The sequence below is a fragment of the Streptomyces sp. B3I8 genome, assembly GCF_030816915.1.
In the GTDB taxonomy this organism is placed as follows: domain Bacteria; phylum Actinomycetota; class Actinomycetes; order Streptomycetales; family Streptomycetaceae; genus Streptomyces.
In genome coordinates this window covers 334325-356643 of record NZ_JAUSYN010000001.1, presented here as the reverse complement: position 1 = coordinate 356643, position 22319 = coordinate 334325, and the positions used below count along the sequence as shown (strand labels likewise).

The window sequence follows — 22319 nt, the reverse complement described above, 5'->3', positions numbered from 1 at the left end:
GGGGGCGGGACGCACTGATGAACGTCCGGCCGCCCGCGGCGTTCTACCGCGGGTAGAATCGACGGTATGAGCAAGCCGACGAGCATCAAGACCAGCGAGGAAGTGCGGGACCGACTGCGCATCCTCGCCGAGGAGCGCGGCACCACCATCACCGAGCTGCTGGAGGAGCTCGCCGTCCGTGAACTCACGGCGGCCGAGCGGGAGCAGCGTGCCGTCGAGGCGGCCCGTGAGCTCGGCATCGAGTACAGCGAGCGGCTGCAGCAGGCCGGCCAGGACGCCTGGGCGAGGATCCGCGCCCATCAGGGCGACACCGCGGCATGAACCTGACGGCTGTCCTGGACCACACCGCTCTGACCGCCCTGTACCGTGCGGACCCTTTCTTCACCGGCCTCTACGTCGAAGCCTCGCGCGGCACCGGCCGCGTCCTGATCCCGTCGCTCTCCGTCGTCGCCGCCGAGCGGCAGGACGCCGGCGCCGGCAGGCACGCGGCATCCCTGCGGTTCGCCGAGCATGTCCCGTTCACCGCCGCGCACGCGGCGGACGTGATGGGCTGGGCGAGCACGGACTGGCCGGTGGCGCACGCGGCGGCGATCGCCTGGCACGCGGCCAAGGCGGGAGAGCCGCTGACGGTCCTGTCACTGGACCCCGAGCTCTACGCGGGCACCGGCATCACTCCGCTGGACCCCACCTGACCCCGACCCGACGTGCCGCACCGCGGAGCGATGGCCGGGGCGTACCCCACAGGGGGTGCTCGGCGGGGAACTCGGCCGGAGCCTGCCGGGCGCTCGGCTTTCAGAGCGGTCCGCGGGGCGGACAGCGGTGTGCGGCGGCCTCGCTCGGGTGACGGCCCGCAAGGTCACGCGGGTTCAACGCAGAACTGTCGGGCGCCGCGCAGCGTGGTGCCCGGCTGCCGCCGGGTGGCTCGGCTGTCGAGGCGGACGTCGAGGGCGCCGTGAAGCCCGCTGTCCGTCCGTGTGCCTGCGGGCAGGCGGGAGGCGTCGAGGCTGTCGCGCTCGGCGATGAGGACGCCGAGTTCGTGGCGGCTCAGGGCGTCGGGGCCTGCCGGATGGTGGACGCCGGACGCGTCGTAGGACGCCGGTTCCAGGAGGGCGGCGGCCAGGCCGGTGACGTGTGGTGCCGATCAGCACATGATTTCGCCGGCTGTTCGCGAGCTGTCCTCCTGGTCGGAGGAGTCCCGTTCGGTGCGGGGCGGACCGTCGGCCCGGTTGCCCTGATCACGACAACTCCAGGATGGACACCAGTGACCGCATCGACCGCTCGCCGTCGGCGTCGTGCTCTTTCCCGTCTCCTCGTCGCCGCGCCGCTCCTCGCGGCGGGGACGCTGACCGGTGTGCCCGCGGCGCACGCGGCCGCGGCGGACGACGTCCGTGTCAACGAGGTCGTCACCACCGGTGACACGAACGACTCGATCGAGCTGTACAACAAGGGCGCCGCCACGGTCGACGTCTCGGGCTGGGTCCTCAAGGACGACGACAAGAGCCACTCCTACAAGATCGCTTCGGGGACCACGCTGGCTCCGGGCGGGTTCCGGGCGTTCGACGTCAGCGGCGGCTTCGGACTGGGCTCCAAGGACGAGGCCCGCCTCTACCTCGCCGACGGCAAGACCCTGGTCGACAGCTTCGCCTGGAGCGAGCACTCCGATCCCTCCTGGTCGCGCTGCGTGGACGGCACCGGCGGCTTCGAGCAGGCGACCACCACGACCCTGGGCGGTGCGAACGACTGCGGCACCGGGGGCGGTGGCGGTGGTTCGACGACGCCGGTGGCGTGGCCCGGCGGCAGCGGCGTGGTGACCGCGGACGGCTCCGGCGTGTTCGGCGAGGACCTCAGCGGCCTCTACCAGGAAGGCAGCGTGCTGTGGGGCGCGCAGAACAGCGGGAAGCTGTGGCGCCTGGTACGCGACGGGTCCGGCGGCCGGCAGCCCGACACCGCCGACGGCTGGGCCTCGGGCAAGACCCTGCGCTTCCCCGGCGGCTCCGGCAGCCCCGACAGCGAGGGCGTCACCCTGACCGGTGCGGGCTCGGCCGGCGGGGTGTTCGTCGCCAGCGAGCGCAACGGCGACGCCTCCGGCACCAGCCGGCTGTCGGTGCTGAAGTACGACGTCGGCGGCTCGGGATCGTCGCTGACCGCCGCCAAGGAGTGGAACCTCACCTCTGACCTGCCCTCGACCGGAGCCAACCTCGGCCTCGAAGGGATCACCTGGATTCCGGACGCCGCGCTGACCGGCGCCGGGTTCAGGGACGGCTCGACGGGCGCGGCCTACGACCCGGCCCGCTACGGCGCCCACAGCGGCGGCGTGTTCTTCGTCGGCGTCGAGGGCACCGGCATGATCCACGGTTACGTCCTGGCCGACTCCGGCGCGTACACGCGCGTGGCCTCGTTCACCAGCGGCATGCCCGGTGTGATGGAACTGCAGTGGGAACCGCAGGCGTCCCGCCTGTGGGTGGTGTGCGACGACACCTGCGACGGCCGGCACCACACCCTGAAGATCGACGCCGGCGGCGCCTTCGCCACCACGGCGGTCTACGACCGGCCGAGCGGCATGCCGAACTACAACAACGAGGGCTTCTCCCTCGCCGGCGCCGACGAGTGCACGGCCGGGTCCAAGCCCGTCTACTGGTCCGACGACACCGCCGACGGCGGCCACGCCCTGCGCCGGGGCACCCTCACCTGCTGATCCGCCGACCGCCGACCGCCGACCGCCGACCGCCGACCGCCGACCGCCGACCGCCGACCGCCGACCGCCGACCGCCGACCGCCGACCGCCGACCGGCGACCGCCGACCGGCGTCGCCGACGCCGGATCGAGTCAGCCGGTGAAGGCGTCGATCAGGCTGTGGGGTGCGCCGTCGCCCAGCATGACGTCGAGATCGGGGGCTTCGGCATTGGCCGCGGCGGTGCGTACGAACATGGCCTGCTCGAATTCGGTGAGCGCCGTCTCCACGTCGTCGGGGTGCGCGGCTATCGCCCTGCCCAGTTCGGCGCCGTCGTACAGGGCCAGGTTGGCGCCTTCACCGTTGGGGGCCGTCAGGTGCGCGGCGTCGCCGATCAGGGTCACCCCGGGCGCGCGGTCCCATCGGTGTCCGCCGGGCAGGGTGTAGATGTGGCGCAGCACCGGAGGCGTCTCGCCGTCGGTGACCAGCGCGGTGAGTTCCGGTGCCCAGCCGTCGAATTCCCGCACGATCCGTGCGGTGGCCGCGGCGGGATCGGTGAAGTCGATTCCGGTGAACCAGTCCTTCGGCCGGGAGAGCATGACCCAGGTGTGGAGATTCCCGCCGCGCTCCCGGTGGGCCAGGATCCCCTTTCCCGGTTCGAGCACCATCATCGTTCCACCCCCTACGGTCTTCGCGCTGGTCGGATGCCGATCGTCGCCGTCGAACAGGTAGGTTTCGATGAACGAGGTGCCCGTGTACCCGGGCGTCGCGCCGGAGAGCAGCGGGCGGACCCGGGACCAGGCGCCGTCCGCGCCGACGAGCAGGCCGGTGGTGACCGCCGTGCCGCCGGCGAAGGTCACTTCGTGCGTGCCGCCTCCGAGGGAGCGGACACCGCTGACTCTGTGGCCCCACTGGACCGTGCCGTCGGGGAGCGAGTCGAGCAGCATCCGCCGCAGTTCGCCGCGCTGCACCTCGGGACTGTCGCCGGTTCCGTCGTCGGGGACGTCGATCAGGAGGTTCGTGTCCCGGTCCAGGAGCCGCATCGCCTGGCGGCCTTCCAGGACGAGTTCGCGGAACTCCTCGGTCAGGCCCGCCGCCTCCAGCGCCGGCTGGCCGTTGTAGTCGCGGATGTCGAGCAGCCCGCCCTGCGTGCGTGCCGACGGGGACGGTTCCGCCTCGTGGACCGTGGACGGGATGCCGTGCAGGTGCAGCACACGGGCGAGCGTCAGGCCGCCCAGACCTGCTCCGATGATCGTGACCGGTGTCGTCACGGTGGTCCTCCTGAGACTGCGGGAGATCCCTTGTGGATCGTCACTCCAAAAACGCTAACACGAAGTTGGATCGCCGATCCACTCGTGCGATACTGGAGCCATGGCGAAGACAACCGGGAACGGATCGGCGCGGGCCCCCAGGTCCAGGGGCGGCCTGTCCAGGGAGGTGATCATCCAGGCCGCGATCGAGCTCCTGGACGCCGGCGGCGAGAGCGCGCTGACCCTGCGGGCGCTCACCGTTCGCCTGCGCACCGGCTACGGAGCGATCTACCACCACGTCGCGGACAAGGGCGATCTGCTCTCGACCGCCACCGACGAGATCTTCGCCCGCGTGCTGACCGGCGCGGTCTCCGAGACGGACCCACGCGCGACCCTGCGCCGCCTCGCCCTGGGACTGTTCGACGCGATCGGCGCCCACCCCTGGGTCGCGGCGGAACTCTCCCGGCAGCCATGGCGACCGGCGCTGCTGGACTTCTACGAGAGCATCGCCAGACTGCTGGACGCACTCGACGTCCCCGAGCGGGCACGCTTCGACGCGGCCGGCACGTTCATGAGCTATGTCCTTGGTGAGGCCGTGCAGAACGCCGCGAACGCCCGGCACCTCGCCGACAGCGGCACGGACCGAGCCGCCTTCCTCGACGCGGCTGCCGCACGATGGGCAGAGGTGAACCCCAGCACGTACCCGTTCGTGCACGCGGCCGCGAAGCAGCTGCGCGATCACGACGACCGCGAGCAATTCCTCGCCGGCGTCGACATCGTCGTGGCCGGCATCGCGACCTTGCGCCAGGTGTATTGACCCGCAGGGTTGTTGACGCGGCTGATGGGCGGGTGTCCGTCGAGTGCGGTGTGGCAGCGGTGGTGGTTGTAGGCGTGGAGGACGTCTGCCGGGGGGCAGACCGCGGGCACGTCCGCGCGCGTCGCCTCCCACCGCGGAGGGGAGGGCCGGGCTGATCCCGCGGCTTCCCCCGGACCCGAGCCGGGCTCCCCGGACATGGCGGCGCGGTGGCGCCCATCCGGCCGGGAGCCGCCGCGGGGCTGGGCACCGGCCGGCGTACGGCCGGTGCGGACCGGGGCTACCGGTTCGCGTCCGCGGCCCGGCGAGAGGCGATCCGGTTCGTGCGGCCGGCCGCGCGGTCCGCCGCGGTGCGCACCGCGTTGCGCACCGCGAGGCCCCGCCGGGTGCGGGCACCATGCCGGGAGAGCAGGCCAGGCCGAGGCACCCGCATCGCCCGCACCACCTCGGCCGCGGCAGTGAACCAGCCACGCCTGTCACCGCGGTGCGCACATGGCCGAGTGATCCGACTCCGGAGCCGGCATACCGGAGGGGCGGGAGTCCGGGGCTCCGCCCCCCGGGCCCCGGCCGTCCCCCCGCCGGCTTTGTTCAGGCGGGCACGCTCAGGCCGGGGGCGGGCAGGTCCTGGGGGAGCAGTGCGCGCAGATCGTCGATGCTCGGTTCTCCGAGCGCCGTCAGTCTGCGGGCCTGGCGGGTGATCATCGTTTCCAGGAGTTGCCGCGCCAGGCGGGCGTTGCCGAACGTGCGGCCCCTGGGGACGCCGTCGAGGTAGGTGCGCAGAGCCTCCAGCGTGAGCGGCGCGCAGGTGTAGCCGGACTCCTCGGCGTGCCGTTCCATGATCGTGAGCAGCTCCTCGGTGGAGTAGTCCTCGAACTCCACGAACCGGGAGAAGCGGGAGGCCAGACCCGGGTTGGAGTCCAGGAAGCGGCGCATCTCCTCGGTGTAGCCGGCGACGATCACGACCACCTCGTCCCGGTGGTCCTCCATCAGCTTCAGCAGCGTGTCCACCGCCTCGCGCCCGAAGTCCGATCCCGACCCGGAGCCCTCGGGGGTGAGGGTGTACGCCTCGTCGATGAAGAGCACTCCGCCCAGCGCGCTTTGGAACACCTCCTTGGTGAGCTGCGCCGTGTGGCCCACATAGCGTCCCACCAGATCGGCGCGCGCCACCTCGACGAGCTGACCGCGCGGCAGCACCCCCAGCGCGGTCAGCAGTTCCGCGTAGAGGCGGGCCACGGTCGTCTTGCCCGTTCCGGGGGGCCCGGAGAACACCAGGTGCTGGTTGACCCTCGGCGCGGGCAGTCCCGCCGCCTCCCGCTGCCGGGCCGTGGTCAGCAGGCTGACCAGGTCGGTCACCTCGCGCTTGACCGCGTGCAGGCCCACCATCGCCTCCAGCCGGTCCAGCATCGTCTGCCGGTCCTCCGCCCGGGTCGGCCGCTCCGCCGCGAACGCGCTGACGTCCTCGGGCAGCAGCAGCGTCAGATCACGTTCGGCCGGCTCGGCCACCGTCGCCAGCCGGACGGCCTGACGGTCCACCATCTCCTCGAACACCCGCCGCGCCGCACGGCCGTTGCCGAACGTCACTCCCTTCTCCATCGCCTCGAAGTGGGCCGCCAGGGCCTGGGTGGTGCCCGGCCCCAGTTCGTACAGGTGCGAGCGGCACATGCTCTCCGTGATCGTCACCAGTTCCTCGACGGAGTAGTTCCCGAACTCGATGGTCCTGGTGAACCGCGAGGCCAGGCCGGGGTTGGAGGACAGGAAGGAGTCCATCTCGGCGGAGTAGCCGGCGGCGATCACCACCACCTCCTCGCGGTGGTCCTCCATCAGTTTCAGCAGCGTGTCCACGGCCTCGGTGCCGAAGTCGTTCGACGATCCCCCCGAGGTGAGCGTGTACGCCTCGTCGACGAACAGGACGCCGCCGAGCGCCTTCATGAACGCCTCCGTCGTCTTGATCGCCGTACCGCCGATGACCTGGGCGACCAGATCGGCACGGGAGACCTCGACCAGATGGCCGTCGGGCAGCACCCCGAGCTGGGCCAGGATCGAGCCGTACAGGCGGGCCACGGTCGTCTTGCCGGTGCCGGGCGGGCCCGCGAACACCAGGTGGCGGCTCATGGACGGCACCGGCATGCCCAGCCGCTGACGGCGCTGCGCGAGCTGGTTGAGGTTGACCAGGGTCCGCACCTGGTCCTTGACGCCGTCCAGACCGATGAGGCCCTCCAGCTCCTCCAGGGGATCGTGCGGCTTCGCGGCGGCGCCGCGGCCCGCGGGTGTCCCGGCGGCGCCGGAGGCCGCGGCGACCGCCAGCGCGCCCCAGGCGTCGGGCGTGGCGTTGTCCGTGCTGGTGAGGTCCAGGACCTCCAGCCGGTCCCCGGCCCGCGTCTGGGTCAGGCCCGCCCCCCGGTTCTCGCGCACCGTGCAGCCGGTGACCGCCACGGCCCCGTCGGTGTCCACGCGGACGCCGTCGCCGAGGCTGCCCGTGATCTCGCACGCGCGCACCTGGGCGCGGGAACCCGCCGCGAGGAGCACCCCGTGCGCCCCGGCACCGTCGATCCGCACCCGGGTCAGGGCCAGTTCACCGCCGTCCTCGGCCACGGCCCCGCTCGAACCGCAGCCCTCGATCCGCGTGTCGCGCACCGTGAGGACACCCTCGGACGCCACCAGGACACCGGCCTCCCCGCAGTCGCGCAGCACACCGTCGTCGAGCTGGGTCCGGCCGCCCTCGGCGACGCGCAGACCGGCGGCTCCGGAGCGTTCGACGGTGCAGAACTCCAGCCGCCCCCGGCCGTCCTCGCGCACCTCCACGCCGCACCGGCCCGCCCCGGCCACCCGCGCCCTGCGGATCAGGGGGTTGGCGTGGGAGGACACCAGGACGCCGCTGCCCGCCGGGTCCGTCACCTCCAGCCGGTCGAACTCGGCGGTCGCGCCGTCCTCGAGCCGCACCGCGGCCACCGGGTCGGCGCAGTCCCGCACCCCGGTGCGCAGGAACGACGGGGAGCTCGACTCCGTGACCATGACGGCGACGCCCGCCGAACCGGTGAACTCGCAGTCCTCGAACGTCCCTCGGGACCGCTCGGACACGATCAGCCCGTACCCCTTGCTCCGGGCGGACGAGCAGCGGCGCAGCAGGGGATCGGCACCGTCGGCCAGCGCGAAGCCCGGCCCCGACGTGCCGGAGACCGTGACGTCCTCCAGGGTGGGCCGGGAGGAGCTGGTCAGGTAGACGCCGACCGCGCAGTCGCCGACCGTGGTGGCGGTGACGTGCGTGGTGCAGTTGCCCTCCAGGGCGATGGCCGGCTTGTCCGTCCCGGTGATCTCGCAGGTGTCGACGACGCCCCGCGCCTCGCCGTTGGCCAGGACACCGTTGCCGCGGGCGTCGCGGATGCGGCAGCCGCGGACCGTGGAGCGGGCGCCCTCGCCGAGCACCACGGCCGAGGTGCCCAGGTTCTCCAGCAGACAGTCCTCGATGACGCTCGGGGCGTCGGAGGTGTCCACGATCCCGGCGCCCTCGCGGTTGGTGACCCGGCAGCCGCGCATCGCCAGCGACCCGCCGTCGCGCGCCAGCAGCGCCGTCCAGCCGGAACCGGTGACCGAACAGCGCTCCATCGCCAGCTGGCCGCGCGGCACGTCCACGACGGCCACGTCCTCACCGCCGCCGCGCAGCACCAGGTCGGTGAGCATCACCGCGTCGGCCACCAGGGTCAGCGCGGTGCCGCGCCGCGGGCAGATCTCCACCCCGCCCGGCTCGCCGGTGCCCACCACCGTGACCCGGGTGCGCACCACGAGATTCTCCGGGTAACGTCCCGGCGCCACCTGGATCACCGCACCGGTGAGCGCGGCGGCCAGCGCCTCGCCGATGGTCCGGAACTCGTCCGTCCGCCCCTGGCCCACCGTCAGAACTTGCCGTGACACGCTCGCCCCTCCTGATGCTCCGGCAGGCGCGGGGCCCGCCCGGCACCACCGTTGCTTCCCATATCATCTGCCCCATGCCTCACGACCGTTGTCGTCGTGCCATGGCCCTCGCGGCTGTCGCCGCCGTTCCCGCCCTGGTACTCGCCCCGCCCGCCGCCGCCGACGGAGCGCCGGTCTCCCTGCCCCCACTGCGCCTGCGCATGGCGGCGGACGACACCTGCGCCACCGCCTCCGCCACCTCCGCCGAGCTGCGCCCGTGGACCCACCGGGCACTGCAGCTCTCCCGGTCGTGGCAGCTCTCGCGGGGCGGCGGTGTCACGGTGGCCGTGATCGACACCGGTGTCTCCGCCCGGACACCCGCCCTGAAGGGCAGGGTCACGGCCGTCGACGGGGCCGGCGAGGACTGCGTGGGGCACGGGACCTTCGCCGCCGGGCTCATCGCCGCGGCGGCCACCGGCACCGGAGCCGTCACCGGCGTCGCGCCGGGCGCCACGGTCCTCGCCCTGCGCGGCACCGACGCCCGGGGCAACCCGAGCGCCGCCAGGATCGCCGCCGGCATCCGGGCCGCCGCCGACCGGGGCGCCGGTGTCATCTACGTCGGACAGGTGGTGAGCGGGAGCGGCGGCAGTGGCGGGGACGGCGGGGACGTCGCCGACGCCGCCGCCTACGCCCGCGGCAAGGACGCGCTCGTCGTCGCGCCCGCGGCACCCGACGTCGCCCCCGAGGGCGCGGACGGCAAGCCCGACACCCGGCCGCGCGCCTACTGGCCGGCCCATGTCCCCTCCGTGGTGTCGGTCGTGGACCACGGCCCGGCCGGAACCCGGCCCGAGGCCGCCCCCGGCGCCCTCGACCCGGACCTGTCCGCGCCCGGCGACGCGGTCGTCGGCGTCGGCGTCGAGGGCGCGGGGCACTTCATCGGCTCGGGGTCCTCGCTGGCGGCCGCGCACGTCGCGGGAGCCGCCGCCCTCCTGCGGTCCTACCTCCCGGGCCTCTCCGCGGCCGAGGTCGCCCGCCGGCTCCAGGAGACCGCCTACCCCGACAGCATCCCCCGGCTGGACGCCTACGCCGGGCTGACGGCGGTCCTGCCCACGGTCCGGGCCCGGGCGGAGGCCCGGCCCGAACCGGCGCGGATCCCGCACACCACCGCGGACGGCACCCGCGGCCGGGCCCTGATGGTCGGCGGCGCGGCCCTGGGCGTGGCGCTGCTGATCGGCGCGGCCATGGTCCTCGTACCGCTGGGCAGGGCCAGACGCTGGCGCCCGGCACAGTAGCCGCACGTCGGCCGCCCGTGCGGGGGGCCGCCGGACACCGCTCGGCTGTGCGGGGGGCCGTATGCCGGCCGCCTGTGCGGGGGGCCGGCGCATTCCGTACGGGCGGGCCCGGGTGGTGGGAGGAAGGGCCCTCATGAGCTCTCCACGTCCACCAGGGCCGTCTGGATGTCGACGCTCCTGCGCCGGGTGACGAGCGCCCCCCGGCCCGGGACGAGGTTGCGGCCCTTGACGTTGCCGAAGACGAAGCCCTCGGTCGGCGGGCAGGACAGCAGGACGCCCGGGGTGTTGACCTCCAGCAGCCGGCGCAGCAGGGGGTCGTTCAGGCCGCGGCCCGCCCCGGCCGCCGAGCGGGCGACGACCAGGTGCAGGCCCACCTCGTGACCCAGCGCCAGGTGGTCCGTCAGGGGCTCGAACGGCTGGTTCAGCGGACCGCCGCCGCCGACCATGTCGTAGTCGTCGACCAGGACGAACAGCCTCGGTCCGGTCCACCAGTCGCGCAGCCGCATCCTGGCCGGGGTGATGTCCGGGCCGGGCAGCCGGGTGCGGACCGCCCGGGCCGCCCCCTGGATCAGCTCCTTCAGCGCGTCGATGCCGACGGCGTGCCCGAGCCGGTACTCCTCGGGCACCGATTCCACGAGGGTGCGCCGGTAGTCGACCACCATGATCCGTGCCTCGGCCGGTGTGAAGCGCTCGGTGATCGACCGGGCGATGAGGCGCAGCATGTTGGTCTTGCCGCTCTCGGTGTCGCCGACGACGATCAGGTGGGGCGTGGCCGTGAAGTCGTGCCACAGGGTGCCCATGCCCTCCTCCTCGACGCCCAGCGGCACCCGCAGGTCCCCCTCGGCCGGGGGGAGTTCCGCCGCCGGCAGCAGGGTGGGCAGCATCCGTACGGGCGGGGCGGGCGGCCCCGCCCAGTGCTCCCGCACCCGGGCGACGAGGTCGGCCACGCCCTCGGACAGGTCGTCCGCGCCCGGCCGCCCGTCCAGGCGCGGCAGCGCGGCCAGGTAATGGAGCTTGGAGTCGCGGGTCAGACCGCGCCCGGGCACCCGCGGCACCTCCGCCGCCCTGCGCACGTCGATCCCGGAGTCCATGGCGTCACCCATGCGCAGCTCCAGGCGGGTGCCGGTCTGGTCCCGGACGGTGGCGGTCAGCTCCACCCAGCGGGAGGTGGTGACGACGAGGTGGATGCCGTAGTTCAGGCCGCGCCCGGCCAGCGCGTTGAGGGCGCCGATGTGCTGGTCGTAGTCCTGCCGCACGGTGGACCAGCCGTCGATCACGAGGAAGACGTCGCCGTGTCGTTCGCCGGGGAACTCGCCGGCCGCCCTGCGCCGCCGCAGGGAGACCATGGAGTCGATGCCGTGCTCCAGGAAGAACCGCTCCCGGTGCGCGAGCAGCGCGGTGATCTCGGACATCACCCGGCCCACCCGCTCGGTGTCCATCCGGGCGGCCACCCCGCCCACGTGCGGCAGCGCCGCCAGCGCGGACAGGGTGCCGCCGCCGAAGTCCAGGCAGTAGAACTGCACCTCGCGCGGCGTGTGGGTGAGCGCCAGCGAGGTGATCAGGGTGCGCAGCAGCGTGGACTTGCCGCTCTGCGGGCCGCCCGCGACGGCGACGTGACCGCCGGCCCCGGAGACGTCCACCAGCAGTTCGTCACGGCGCTGGTCGAAGGGCCGGTCGACGATCCCCACGGGTGCGACGAGCCGGCCCCGGCGGGGGGAGTCGCAGGTCAGCCCGTACTCGGGGTGGGGGACGAGCGGGGACAGCAACTGATCCAGGGTGGCGGGCGCGCCCAGCGGCGGCAGCCACACCTGGTGGGCGGCCGGCCCGGAGCCGCGCAGCCGCTCCACGGCCACCGACAGCAGCGAGGCACCCTCCTCGACGTCCTCGTCCTCGGCCCGGATCTCCGGATCGCCCTCCGCGGGATCGGGGGTCTGGCGGGGCACCACCCAGTCCGCCGTCCAGGGCACCACCTGACTGGCCACCCGCGCCTGGTCGACCGAGCCGCGGCGCTGCCGGTAGGGGCCGGACACGTAGGCCGCCCGGAACCGGGTCAGCGCCTCGACACCGGACTTGATGAAGCCGCTGCCGGGCGTGGGCGGCAGCTCGTAGGCGTCGGGCACGCCCAGCACGCCGCGGCTCTCCATGGCCGAGAACGTGCGCAGACCGATGCGGTAGGACAGATGGGACTCGAGCTGGTGCATCCGCCCCTCGTCCAGGCGCTGCGAGGCGAGCAGCAGATGGACGCCGAGGCTGCGCCCCAGCCGCCCGATCATGACGAACAGCTCCATGAACTCGCGGTGCGCGGCCAGCAGTTCGCTGAACTCGTCCACGACGACGAACAGGCTCGGCAGCGGCGCCAGCGGCACCCCGTCGGCGCGCGCCTTCTCGTACTCCAGCGCCGAGGTGTAGTTGCCCGCGGAGCGCAGCAGCTCCTGGCGGCGCATCAGCTCGCCGTGCAGCGCGTCCTGCATGCGGGCCACCAGCTCGACCTCGTCCGCCAGGTTGGTGATCACCGCGGAGGTGTGCGGGAGTTCGTCCAGCCCCAGGAAGGTCGCGCCGCCCTTGAAGTCGACCAGGACGAAGTTCAGCGTCTCCGAGGAGTTGGTCAGCGCCAGCGCCAGGACCAGTGTCCGCAGCAGTTCGCTCTTGCCCGAACCGGTGGCGCCGATCAGCATGCCGTGCGGGCCGGTGCCGCCCTGGGCCGACTCCTTGATGTCCAGTTCGACGGGCGTCCCGTCGGAACCCACGGCGATCGGGACCCGCAGCCGCTCCGGTCCGGTGCGCGCGTTCCACAGGGCGGGCGGATCGTGCCGGTACAGGTCGGTGATGCCCAGCAGGGCCGTCAGTTCGGTGTTCGCGGCCATGGGCTCGCTCGCGTCCCTGCCCACGCCCATCCGGTACGGGGCCAGCCGCCGGGCGAGCGACCGCGCCGTCGGCAGACCCATCGTGTCCGGGAGGCCGAGCGCGGAGAACTGCTCCCTGCGTTCGCGGTCGGTGCGCACCAGACGCAGTTCCCGCTCGGTCAGGTCCAGTCGCAGCGTCGTCCGCCCCGGCCGCCAGGTGAGCGCCTCGCCCAGGTCGAGCACGACGGTGTTGCGGAACCCGGGCCCGTCCATGCGGTGCCCGGCCGGAACCGCGGAACCGTCCAGCACGACCACCACGTAGGGTTCCTCACGGCCGGCCTGCGCCTGCGGGTCGTGCGGCGGCCGCTCGGTGAACTCCGGCCCGAGCAGGGCCTCCAGCTCGTTGACCGTGCCCACCACCATGCGCACCGCGCCGGCCCCGTCGGTCTCCCCGCGGTGCTGGTTGTGCGGCAGCCACTTCACCCAGTCCCAGTCGGCGCGACGCTCGTCCGAGACGCACACCGCGACCCACAGGTCCTCGGGGGAGTGGGCCACCGCGAGCTGGGCCACCACGGCCCGGACCAGCCCCTGGGCGCGCTCCGCCCCGCCCCGCAGCAACACCCGTGACCAGGCCCGCAGGTACACGGCTATGGGCTGGTCGGGAACGGTGGAGTACGCCCGGACGAAGCTGCGCAGCGCGTGCGCGCTCAGCGGCTCCAGGTCCTCCACCGGCGTGTTGGACAGCGGAGCGAGCCGCAGCCCCAGCTTCTGGCCGCCCACCGCGACCCGCACCTCGCCGAAGTCCTCGTCCGCCGACCGGCGTTCCCACAGACGGCTGGTGCCCACCAGCGACCACAGCGCCCCGGGCTCCGGATGCCGCCAGGCCAGGGCCCGCTGCTGGTCGGACACCGCCGCGCGCACCGTGCGCCGCACCTGCCGCAGATAGCGCAGGTAGTCCCGGCGCTCGCCCTTCAGCCGCTGCTTGCGCTCGCTGCCGCGGCGGGCGAACTGGCCCAGCATCATGGCACCGGCCGACACCACCATCATTCCCAGTGCCAAGTATGTGAAGGCGCCGCCGCGCGAGCCGCCCGGCCTCATGTACATCAGCATCATGGACACCGACATCATGGCCATGGGCAGGTAGTTCCACACGGCCGAGCTGTCGGGTGTCACCTCCGCGAGGGCGGGTGGCTCCTGGAGGCTCAGTTCGCCCTCGGGCATGTCCGGTCCGCGTCGACGCGCGGGCCTGCGGAACAGGACGGTACTCAAGGAGTGCTCTCCTTCGAAACTGCCGCCCGGGACGGGGCCCGGCGCACTGCGGATACGGGGAAACACCAGGTAGAAGGGCTGAACACGGCGGGAGGCGACGGGACATGGGCTGTCGCCCCAGGGGCGGCACGAGGGAACACCACGTGCTTCGGGGCACGCGGAAGAGGCGGCGGGCGCATCCGTGGCCGGACCCCGGACCGGATCCCCGACGGCCGCGAGCAGTCTACGATCCGTCTCACGGTTCGCTCGGACGGATGTGCGCGAGGAACCGGTTCACCCAGCAGTGTGCAGCCCGAAGGCGCACACGTCCAACGATCGATCCGCCGGAGACATGATGTCTCCCGACGAACGAAGCGTGAGACCTCCCTCATGACCGACACCACCACGTCAGGCCTGTGCCGTGTCACCGTGCACGCGCCGGCGAAGTCCATCGACCTGGCCGTCCCCGCCGACGTCCCCGTCGCCGACCTCCTTCCCACCCTGGTGGGTTACGCCGGTGACGGCCTCGCCGAACAGGGCCTGGAGCACGGCGGATGGGTGCTCCAGCGCCTCGGCGGCCCGCCCTTCGACGAGGACAGCAGCCTCGCCTCGCTCGGCCTGCTGGAGGGCGAGACCCTCCACCTGCGCCCCCGCGCCGACACCCTGCCCGAAGTGGCCCTGGACGACCTGGTCGACGGCATCGCCGACACCATGCGGGAACGCCCCTTCGGCTGGAGCGCCGCCGTCTCCCGCCGCGTCCTGCTCGGCCTGCTCGTCCTCGTACTCACCGCCGGCCTGGCGGTACTCGTGCTGCCCGGCCCCGCCGCCCACCTGCGCACCCTCGCGGCCGCCGCCGCGGGACTCCTGCTGCTCGCCGGCGCCGGTTCGGCCAGCCGCGCCGTCGGCGACGCCGAGGCGGGCGCCGCCCTGGGCCTGGCCGCCGCACCCTACTTCGCCGTCGTCGGCTGGCTGCTGCCCGGAGGCGACCTCGACGGACCCGACCACTACGCGATCCTCGGCTCCCGGCTGCTCGCCGCCGGTGCCGCCGCGGCCGGTGGCGCGATGATCGCCGTCGCCGCCGTGGCCGCGTTCGCCGCCCTGTTCCTGGCCGTGGTCGTGATCGCCGTCGCGGCGGTGGGAGCCGGCGCGCTGATGATGGTCACGGACCTCGGGCCCGGCCACGTGGCGGCCCTCGTCGCGCTGGCCGCGGTCCTCTTCGGCGCCTTCGTGCCCACCATGTCCTTCCGGCTCTCCGGCATGCGCATGCCGCCGCTGCCCACCAACGCACAGCAGTTGCAGGAGGGCATCGAGCCGCACTCCCCGTCCGTGGTGGCCGCCCGCACCGTCGCCGCCGACGGCTGGATGACCGGCCTGTACGCGGCCACATCGGTCGTGTGCGCCGCCTGCCTGCTGGGCCTGGCCCACCGCACCACCCTGCCCGCCGTGCTCACCATGGCGACCCTGTCGGTACTGCTGCTCCTGCACAGCCGGGGACTGGGCAACACCCTGCAGCGCCTGTCGCTGGTCGCCGCCGGGGTGTGGGGTGGGGCACTGCTCGTCCAGGACGTGGCGCTCCCGGCCGGCCCGGCCGACCGGCTGCTGCTGGTCGCGGGGCTCATCGCCGTCGCCGCCGCCCTGGCCATCGCCTCCTGGACGGTCCCGGGACGCCGGCTGGTGCCCTACTGGGGCCGGGGAGCGGAGATCCTGCACTCCGCCACGGCCGTCAGCCTGCTGCCGCTCGCCCTGTGGGTGCTCGGCGTCTTCGGCAGACTGCGCGCCCTCAGCGCCTGAACGCGCCCTCCCGCCGCACGACTTCCCAAGGACTCACGAGCCCATGCAGAACAAACGCGACCAGGTCCAGGCCCACATGTTCCTGATGGGCAGGCTGACCTCGAGCATGCTGCGCCACGACCCGGACGCCCCCGAGAGCCCCCAGGGCCGCACCAACCGGGGCATCGCCATCGGTGTGATCATCGCGGTGCTGGTGGCCGCGGGCGCCTTCGTCTTCGGCCTGATCAGCCCCGGCACGCAGGACTCCTGGCGCACCGCCGGCGGCCTGATCGTCGACAAGGACACCGGGACCCGGTACCTCTACCTCGACGGCAGACTGCGCCCGGTCCGCAACTACGCCTCCGCCCGGCTGCTCGGCGGCGACGGCCTGAAGACCACCACGGTGGGCTCGGCGTCGCTCAAGGGCACCCCGCGCGGCACCCCGGTGGGCATACCGGGCGCCCCCGACGACCTGCCCGCCGCCGGCGACCTCTCGGACGCCCCGTGGCAGGTGTGCGCCACCCACACGGCGAAGGCGTCCGGCGCCCTCGACCGGGTGACCACCACGCTCGCCGTGTCCCACGACGCCCCCGGCCACCCCCTCGGGGAGAACGAGGGGCTCCTCGCCGCCGCCCCGGACGGCACCGAGTACCTGCTGTGGCAGGGCAGCCGGCTGCGGCTGGACAAGGCCGCCGCGGCCGGGGAGGCCCTCGGATACGCCTCCGTGCACGCCGTCCCCGTCTCCGCCGCCTTCCTCGACGCCCTGCCCGCCGGACCCGACCTGGCACCGCCCGGCATCCCCGGCATGGGCACCCCCGGCCGGCGCCTCGGCGGCGGCGACACCACCGTCGGCCAGGTCTTCGTCCTGTCCGTGCCGGGAGCCGAGGAGCGTCACTACGTGCTGCGCGAGGACGGTCTCGCGCCGCTCACCGCCACCGAACTGGCCCTGCTGCTCGGCGATCCGCGCACCCGCGAGAAGGCCTACGGCGGGGCCACGCCCAAGGCCCTGCCGCTGAGCTCGCAGGCCCTTGCCGGCAACACGGCCGACAGGTCCGACCCGCTCGCCGGCCCGGGGGCCTTCCCGAGGACCCCGCCGAAGGCGGTGAGCGTCCCGGAGGACCGGACGCCCTGCGTCTTCGTGACCCCGGCCGGTGACGGGACCCGCGTCGGCCTCTCGCTGTCCGCCACCCGGGAGCTCGGACCCCTCGCCCAGCACGCCTCCGGTGTCTCCTCCGCCGCCTGCCTGCCCGTGGACCGGGTCACGGTGGAGCCGGGACGGGGCGCCCTGGTGCGCGCCCTGGGCGCCGCCGGCGGCGAGGTGGGCGGCACGGTGTACCTGGTCACCGAGACCGGCGTGAAGTACCGCCTGTCCACCAAGGGGGCGGTGCGGGCGCTCGGTTACCAGGACGTGCCCCGCAAACAGATACCGGCCCTGATGCTGGCCATGCTCCCCTCCGGGCCCGACCTGTACCCGGAGGCGGCCGAGGCGGGCCGGGCGAGCGTGACGTCCCCGCGCTGCGGGGGCAGGTCGGCGGGCGACGCGGGCAAGGGCACGAGCGGTGCCGGGGCCTCGGGCGACGCGGGCAAGGCGGCGAGCAACGCGGATGCAACCTGACGGCAAGTCAGATACGGCCGAAAACAAAACACCTGTGCGTACGCTCTGCCTCCCCCGGACCGAACGACGAGAGGGCTGGCGATGGCAGTCAACGGAATGCAGGCGTCCGAAGAGTCCGCGACGCGCAACGGTGTCCAGGCGCTGGAGATGGCCTACTCCGGTGTCCTGAAGTGCCGCCAGGACGTCGAGACCACCAAGACCAACCTGATGACCCACTACAAGGGCAGCGACGGCGGCGCCTTCAGGGACCTGGTGACCTCCTGGGAGGAGAAGGCCGACATCATCCTCGTCAACGTCCAGGACATGATCGAGACGCTCAACCAGACCCTGCGGGAGCACGGCAAGCAGCAGGGCTCCTCGAACGAGGCGATCAACCAGGCGTACGCCCAGTCGGACGCCGTGTTCGACGCACTGGCCGGCTGACCACCGCACCGCGCATCACGCACCGGAGCCGGCACCGGCGCCGGGCACGGCGTACCGGCACCACGCATCGCGCACCGCCTACCCCACCGTTCGCCTCGCCTCCCACGCGACGACACGAGGACAGACCATGAGTGATTACACGGACGGCTACATCTACGTCGACTACTCGCAGATGAGCAACGCCGCCGACGACATGATCAGCCAGACCAGGGCGATCGCGACGACCATGTCCAGCCTGGAACAGGAGCTCAACGCGCTCCGCAACTCCTGGATCGGTGACGACAAGGACGTCTACGACGGCAAGCAGCGGGCCTGGGACAACGCCGTCAAGGGCATGGAGGAGCTGCTGACCAAGCACTCCGCGCTGCTGACGACCGTCTCGGAGAACTACCAGTACAGCGAGCGGTCCCTGACGCAGATGTGGGACTCGGTCAAGATCGGCCGCTGATCGGCCGCTGAACGGCCGCGGGAACCCGCCCGCCCCACCGCATCCGGTGATCCGACGCGAGGAAGACGTGCCATGGCTGAAGACCCGAACCCCAAGACCGGCAAGCTCGCCATGGACAAGGCCGGCCTCCAGGCGTTCCTGGAGACGCGCGTGCTGCCCTTCCAGGAGGAACTGCGCCGGATCACCCTGGACGACCCGGTCCTCGGGCCCGCGGTGAGCACGCTGATCCGGAAGTCGGACATCACCAGCAAGCAGGAGTTCGACGCCTACGGTTCCCAGCGGCCGCTCGCCATCGGGCAGATGGTGAAGGCGGAGAACCTGCACGGCAAGGGCGAGACGCTCAGCCAGGCCATCGGCAAGACGGCGGAGGAACTGCTCGAGGTCTACGAGGAGCAGACCAAGCTGTTCAAGGACGTGGTGGACAACCTGCACACCACGATCGACACGCTGTTCACCGCGCAGGCCAAGAGTCTCACCGACATCGACGGCCAGGACTTCCTCGACGTCTTCGAGGACGTACAGGCCGACCTCGGCGGCGCACAGCGCCCCGGCGGCCGGGACAAGGACTGACCGACCCCGTTCCGGTCGCACCGCGCCCGCCGTCCCGGCCGTACCGCGCCCGCACCGGTCGTACAGACCCCGTCCCGGCCGCACAGACCTCGTACCGGTCGGACAGACCTCGTACCGGTCGCACCGCCGCCCGCACCGACACGCCACCCGAAGGACCAGCACCGTGGCCGACAACGTCGTATTCCCGGCAGACTCCGTCGACGACTACTGGCACACGGCCGTCAAGGTTCTGACGGGCTATGTGATGCCGGCCCGCGAGACACTGTTCGGCCGGCTGCTGGGCAACGACAGCATCCCGCTGATGAGGGTGGAGTTCTCCGACTTCGGCGGCTACCCGCCCGACGCGGTCGTCGACGCCGTCGACGCGCTCGAGTGGCGGACCCAGAACTCCGGTTGGCGCATCGAGAACACCGACTTCGTCGTCCCGTTCTACTCCGGCAAGAAGGGTGCCATCGGGGACGCGGGGGTCAACACCGAGGTCAAGATGAAGAAGGCCCGGATCACCCTGCTGGGGACCAGCAGCATCGACGTCCCGGCCGGCGGCGTGGTCATGGGCAGCGAGTTCCGCAGCGGTCTCGGCCACGACTTCCAGGGCCAGTCCAAGGACACCGTCTGGAGCAACAAGGCGCTGTCGCAGTACAGCTACGGGGGCGGCGAGGCCCTGAACCAGCTCCTCGTCAACGGCAGCACCCGCGGATTCTCCTGGAACGACCTGCCGGTCACCGACACGGACGCGGTCGATCTGAACTCCTTCGACATGAACGCCCAGGCGTTCGACCGCGTCGCCCAGTTCTTCCAGCACCGTTCCCGCGACCTGCAGGACTGGGAGTTCGACCTCGGCAAGCAGGACGCGGCCTGGAAGGGACAGGCGGCCGGGGTCTTCCGGGACCTCGTGCACACCCTGGCCCGCAACTACGCCGCCTACAGCCGCCAGTTCCCCGCCTCGGGGGCCGCAGGTTCCCTCTACGGCGACGACCTGCGCGCCTTCCGCAGGCAGGTGCAGGGTGCCGCCCAGCGGCTGTGGAACGAGTGGGACAGGTGGCAGCTCTACCTGGGCAACCCGCTGCGCTGGCTGCACGACGTGCTGCTGGAGGTGACGGACGAGGTCTGGTACCACAACCTCACCAAGGTCCGTTTCAAGTACAACTTCTCCGGCCGCGGCGTGAGCACCGGCAACCACTACGTGAAGTTCCCCGGGTTCTACGGCGGATCCCGCGCCTTCGGGCCGCTGGAGAACAAGGACACCTGGAAGAAGATCGGCGAAGAGGCCATCCGCCGCTGGCAGAAGTCGGTGAAGGACATCCTCTCCAGCGCCGGCAAGCAGGCGCTGATCGACATCGAGAACGCCTTCAACGACGAGCGTTTCCCCAAGAAGGTGCAGACGGAGACCGTCGACCTGACGCAGAAGTACACCACCGACCTCGCGGCGCACGACAAGGCCGAGGCCAAGAAGGAGAAGGAAGAGGCCGAGCACCGGGCCGACGAGAAACAGAAGCAGGCCGAGGACCGCGCGGCGAAGGCGCAGGCGGCGGCGGAGGACCGCGCCGACAAGAAGCAGGCGGAGGCCGAGGCACGCGCCGAGCAGAAGCAGGCCGAGGCGGAGCGCAAGCAGGAGGCGAAGGAGAAGGAGCAGGAGCAGAAGCAGGAGGCGAAGGAGAAGGAGCAGGAGGAGAAACAGGCCGCCGCCGAGCGCAAGCAGGAGGCGAAGGAACAGGAGCAGGAGGAGAAGCAGGAACGCAAGGAGAAGGAGCAGGAGGAGAAGCAGGCCGCCGCCGAGCGCAAGCAGGAACAGCAGCAGCAGGAGCAGCAGGACAAGCAGGAGGCGAAGGAGAAGGAGCAGGAGGAGAAGCAGGAACAGAAGGAGAAGGAGGCCGGGGAGAAGCAGGCCGCCGCCGAGCAGAAGCAGGAACAGAGGCAGAAGGAGGCCGACGACAAGCGGGAGGAGCTGCAGGCCAAGCAGGACCAGAAAGAGGCCCAGGCCGCACAGCAGCAGACGTTGTTGACTCAGCAGGCCGCGCAGGAGCGCGAGCAGCAGAAGAAGGACCAGGCGCGCAAGGAGAAGGAGCAGGAGCAGAAGCAGGCCGAGGCCGAGCGCAAGCAGGAGGCCAAGGAACAGGAACAGGAGGAGAAGCAGGAACGCAAGGAGCGGGAGGCCGAGGAGAAGCAGGCCGCCGCCGAGCAGAAGCAGGAGGCCAAGGAGAAGGAGCAGCAGGACAAGCAGGAGGCGAAGGAGAAGGAACAGGAGGACAAGCAGGCCGAGGCCGAGCGCAAGCAGGAGGCCAAGGAGCAGGAGCAGGAGAAGAAGCAGGCCGCCGCCCAGCAGGCGCAGGAACAGAAGGAGAAGGAGCAGGAGCAGCGGCAGATCCGGACGGAGACCGAGTACCGGGACCGTCAGGAACAGCAGCAGCACGCGGCCGAGGAACGCCAGGACCGGCTCCAGGCGGAACAGGACCAGAAGCAGGCGGAGCAGGAGAAGAAGCAGGCGGAGGCCGAGACCCGCGCCGAGCAGAAGCAGACGGAGGCGGAACGCCGGGCCGAGCAGCAGCAGCGCGAGGCCCAGGACCGTTACGACCGCCGGACCGGGGCGCTCGGCGCCGACGCGGGGCTGCCGGACGGACTGTCCCTGCCCGGCGGCGGTGGCGGGCCGGGTGCCGACGGCGCCACGACCACCCTCAACCCCGACGGCTCGGTGACCCTGGACTACCCGGACGGCACCTCACGCCACATCGACCTGCCCGGCGGCGAGGTGGTCACCACCCGCCCCGACGGCTCCGTCCTCACCGGTGATCTGCGCCCGGGGGAGTCGCTCACCAACAGCGACGGCAGCACGACCACCCTGGGGCCGGACGGCCGGCTCACCACCTCGCTCCCCGACGGCAGCACCAGCGTCCTCGATCCCGACCACGGCACCATCACCACGCAACGGCCCGACGGCACGACGGTCACCACACCCATCGACCCCGGCCAGACCCTGCCCACCGGCCCCGGCGGCATCTCCGGCGCGCATCCCGGCGGCGGTTCCTCCCTCTACTCGCCCTCGTACGGCGACGGCTACGAGGAGGAGCTGTACGACGACCTGTCCGACTCCCCGGACGCCTCGGAGCACGGCATGGGCGCGGGCAACGGAGCGGGCGGCGGCATGCCGATGCTGCCCATGGGGACGCGCCTCAACGGGATGAGCAGCGGTGGCGCGGGCGGCGAGGGCGAACGGGTGCGGGCCATGTTCGACGACGGCCAGCCCGTCACCACGCGGCGCTCCGTCGGCCGGGCCGGACCGGAGGAGACGGTGACCACGGCGAGCCGCAACAACGTCGCCACGATGGGCGGCGCGCCCTTCGCCCCGCCCATGGGCGGCGGCGGCCCCGGACAGCAGCAGACGGAGAGCGGCGACCGCCAACGGGCCTCGTGGACCGACCAGGACGAGGACGTGTGGGGCACCGACGAGGACGCCGCTCCGGCCACGGCCATCGGCCGCTGAGACGGGTGA

The 22319-nt window shown here is 72.6% G+C and carries 14 protein-coding genes and 1 pseudogene; 11 read left to right on the top strand and 4 right to left on the bottom strand.

Annotated features, from left to right (window positions below):
• The first annotated feature begins 66 nt into the window (after positions 1-66).
• Together QFZ64_RS01645 and QFZ64_RS01640 are read left to right on the top strand one after the other, a co-directional pair.
• Positions 67-321 (top strand): hypothetical protein, encoded by a 255-nt coding sequence (locus tag QFZ64_RS01645; protein ID WP_307061495.1) that lies wholly within the window; start codon positions 67-69, stop codon positions 319-321.
• Positions 318-692, top strand: a complete 375-nt coding sequence (locus QFZ64_RS01640; protein ID WP_307061493.1) for a PIN domain-containing protein — start codon at positions 318-320, stop codon at positions 690-692. The genes QFZ64_RS01645 and QFZ64_RS01640 overlap by 4 nt, the downstream gene beginning before the upstream one ends.
• 164 nt (positions 693-856) lie before the next feature.
• Here the strand turns inward: QFZ64_RS01640 and QFZ64_RS01635 are convergent.
• Positions 857-1132, bottom strand: a pseudogene (locus QFZ64_RS01635) (dTDP-4-dehydrorhamnose reductase); the annotation flags it as partial.
• 129 nt (positions 1133-1261) lie between these two features.
• Between QFZ64_RS01635 and QFZ64_RS01630 the strand changes: the two are divergent.
• Positions 1262-2695: a lamin tail domain-containing protein gene (locus QFZ64_RS01630; RefSeq protein ID WP_307061491.1), complete on the top strand. Its 1434-nt coding sequence runs from the start codon at positions 1262-1264 to the stop codon at positions 2693-2695.
• Between the two features lie 131 nt (positions 2696-2826).
• On the opposite strand, the gene QFZ64_RS01625 is transcribed toward QFZ64_RS01630, so the two are convergent.
• The gene (locus tag QFZ64_RS01625; RefSeq protein ID WP_307061489.1) at positions 2827-3942 is read right to left on the bottom strand and encodes an NAD(P)/FAD-dependent oxidoreductase; all 1116 of its coding nucleotides are present in this window, start codon (positions 3940-3942) and stop codon (positions 2827-2829) included.
• Positions 3943-4042: 100 nt separating this feature from the next.
• Here QFZ64_RS01625 and QFZ64_RS01620 point away from each other — a divergent pair, with 100 nt between their 5' ends.
• Positions 4043-4738, top strand: coding sequence for a TetR/AcrR family transcriptional regulator (locus tag QFZ64_RS01620; RefSeq protein ID WP_307061487.1), 696 nt, complete (start codon positions 4043-4045; stop codon positions 4736-4738).
• A 585-nt stretch (positions 4739-5323) separates the two neighbouring features.
• Here QFZ64_RS01620 and QFZ64_RS01615 read toward each other — a convergent pair.
• The gene (locus tag QFZ64_RS01615) at positions 5324-8644 is read right to left on the bottom strand and encodes a right-handed parallel beta-helix repeat-containing protein (protein ID WP_307061486.1); all 3321 of its coding nucleotides are present in this window, start codon (positions 8642-8644) and stop codon (positions 5324-5326) included.
• 74 nt (positions 8645-8718) lie between these two features.
• Here QFZ64_RS01615 and QFZ64_RS01610 point away from each other — a divergent pair, with 74 nt between their 5' ends.
• Positions 8719-9915 carry a S8 family serine peptidase gene (locus tag QFZ64_RS01610; protein WP_307061484.1) on the top strand — a complete coding sequence of 399 codons (1197 nt, stop codon included), beginning with the start codon at positions 8719-8721 and terminating at the stop codon, positions 9913-9915.
• Between the two features lie 131 nt (positions 9916-10046).
• Here the strand turns inward: QFZ64_RS01610 and eccCa are convergent, their stop codons facing one another.
• On the bottom strand, positions 10047-14027 hold the full coding sequence (eccCa, locus tag QFZ64_RS01605) for a type VII secretion protein EccCa (protein WP_307061481.1): 3981 nt from the start codon (positions 14025-14027) through the stop codon (positions 10047-10049).
• A 369-nt stretch (positions 14028-14396) separates the two neighbouring features.
• Here eccCa and eccD point away from each other — a divergent pair, with 369 nt between their 5' ends.
• From eccD to QFZ64_RS01575, 6 genes are all read left to right on the top strand, one after another.
• Positions 14397-15797 carry a type VII secretion integral membrane protein EccD gene (gene eccD / locus QFZ64_RS01600; RefSeq protein WP_307061479.1) on the top strand — a complete coding sequence of 467 codons (1401 nt, stop codon included), beginning with the start codon at positions 14397-14399 and terminating at the stop codon, positions 15795-15797.
• Positions 15798-15840: 43 nt separating this feature from the next.
• Positions 15841-17391, top strand: coding sequence for a type VII secretion protein EccB (gene eccB / locus QFZ64_RS01595; RefSeq protein WP_307061477.1), 1551 nt, complete (start codon positions 15841-15843; stop codon positions 17389-17391).
• An 81-nt stretch (positions 17392-17472) separates the two neighbouring features.
• Entirely contained in the window at positions 17473-17814 is a 342-nt protein-coding gene (locus QFZ64_RS01590) for a hypothetical protein (RefSeq protein WP_307061475.1), read from the top strand.
• Between the two features lie 127 nt (positions 17815-17941).
• Positions 17942-18262 (top strand): WXG100 family type VII secretion target, encoded by a 321-nt coding sequence (locus QFZ64_RS01585; RefSeq protein WP_307061473.1) that lies wholly within the window; start codon positions 17942-17944, stop codon positions 18260-18262.
• 72 nt (positions 18263-18334) lie between these two features.
• On the top strand, positions 18335-18832 hold the full coding sequence (locus QFZ64_RS01580; protein ID WP_307061472.1) for a type VII secretion system-associated protein: 498 nt from the start codon (positions 18335-18337) through the stop codon (positions 18830-18832).
• Between the two features lie 163 nt (positions 18833-18995).
• Complete coding sequence (locus tag QFZ64_RS01575) at positions 18996-22310, top strand: AAWKG family protein (RefSeq protein WP_307061470.1); 3315 nt, start codon at positions 18996-18998, stop codon at positions 22308-22310.
• Positions 22311-22319 lie beyond the last annotated feature (9 nt).

Excerpts from the sequence above, each read along its gene's own strand:
- QFZ64_RS01645 (WP_307061495.1), top strand. The coding sequence starts at position 67 with ATGAGCAAGCCGACGAGCATCAAGACCAGCGAGGAAGTGCGGGACCGA.
- QFZ64_RS01640 (WP_307061493.1), top strand. The coding sequence starts at position 318 with ATGAACCTGACGGCTGTCCTGGACCACACCGCTCTGACCGCCCTGTAC.
- eccD (WP_307061479.1), top strand. The coding sequence starts at position 14,397 with ATGACCGACACCACCACGTCAGGCCTGTGCCGTGTCACCGTGCACGCG.
- QFZ64_RS01580 (WP_307061472.1), top strand. The coding sequence starts at position 18,335 with ATGGCTGAAGACCCGAACCCCAAGACCGGCAAGCTCGCCATGGACAAG.
- QFZ64_RS01620 (WP_307061487.1), top strand. The coding sequence starts at position 4,043 with ATGGCGAAGACAACCGGGAACGGATCGGCGCGGGCCCCCAGGTCCAGG.
- QFZ64_RS01610 (WP_307061484.1), top strand. The coding sequence starts at position 8,719 with ATGCCTCACGACCGTTGTCGTCGTGCCATGGCCCTCGCGGCTGTCGCC.
- QFZ64_RS01585 (WP_307061473.1), top strand. The coding sequence starts at position 17,942 with ATGAGTGATTACACGGACGGCTACATCTACGTCGACTACTCGCAGATG.
- QFZ64_RS01590 (WP_307061475.1), top strand. The coding sequence starts at position 17,473 with ATGGCAGTCAACGGAATGCAGGCGTCCGAAGAGTCCGCGACGCGCAAC.
- eccB (WP_307061477.1), top strand. The coding sequence starts at position 15,841 with ATGCAGAACAAACGCGACCAGGTCCAGGCCCACATGTTCCTGATGGGC.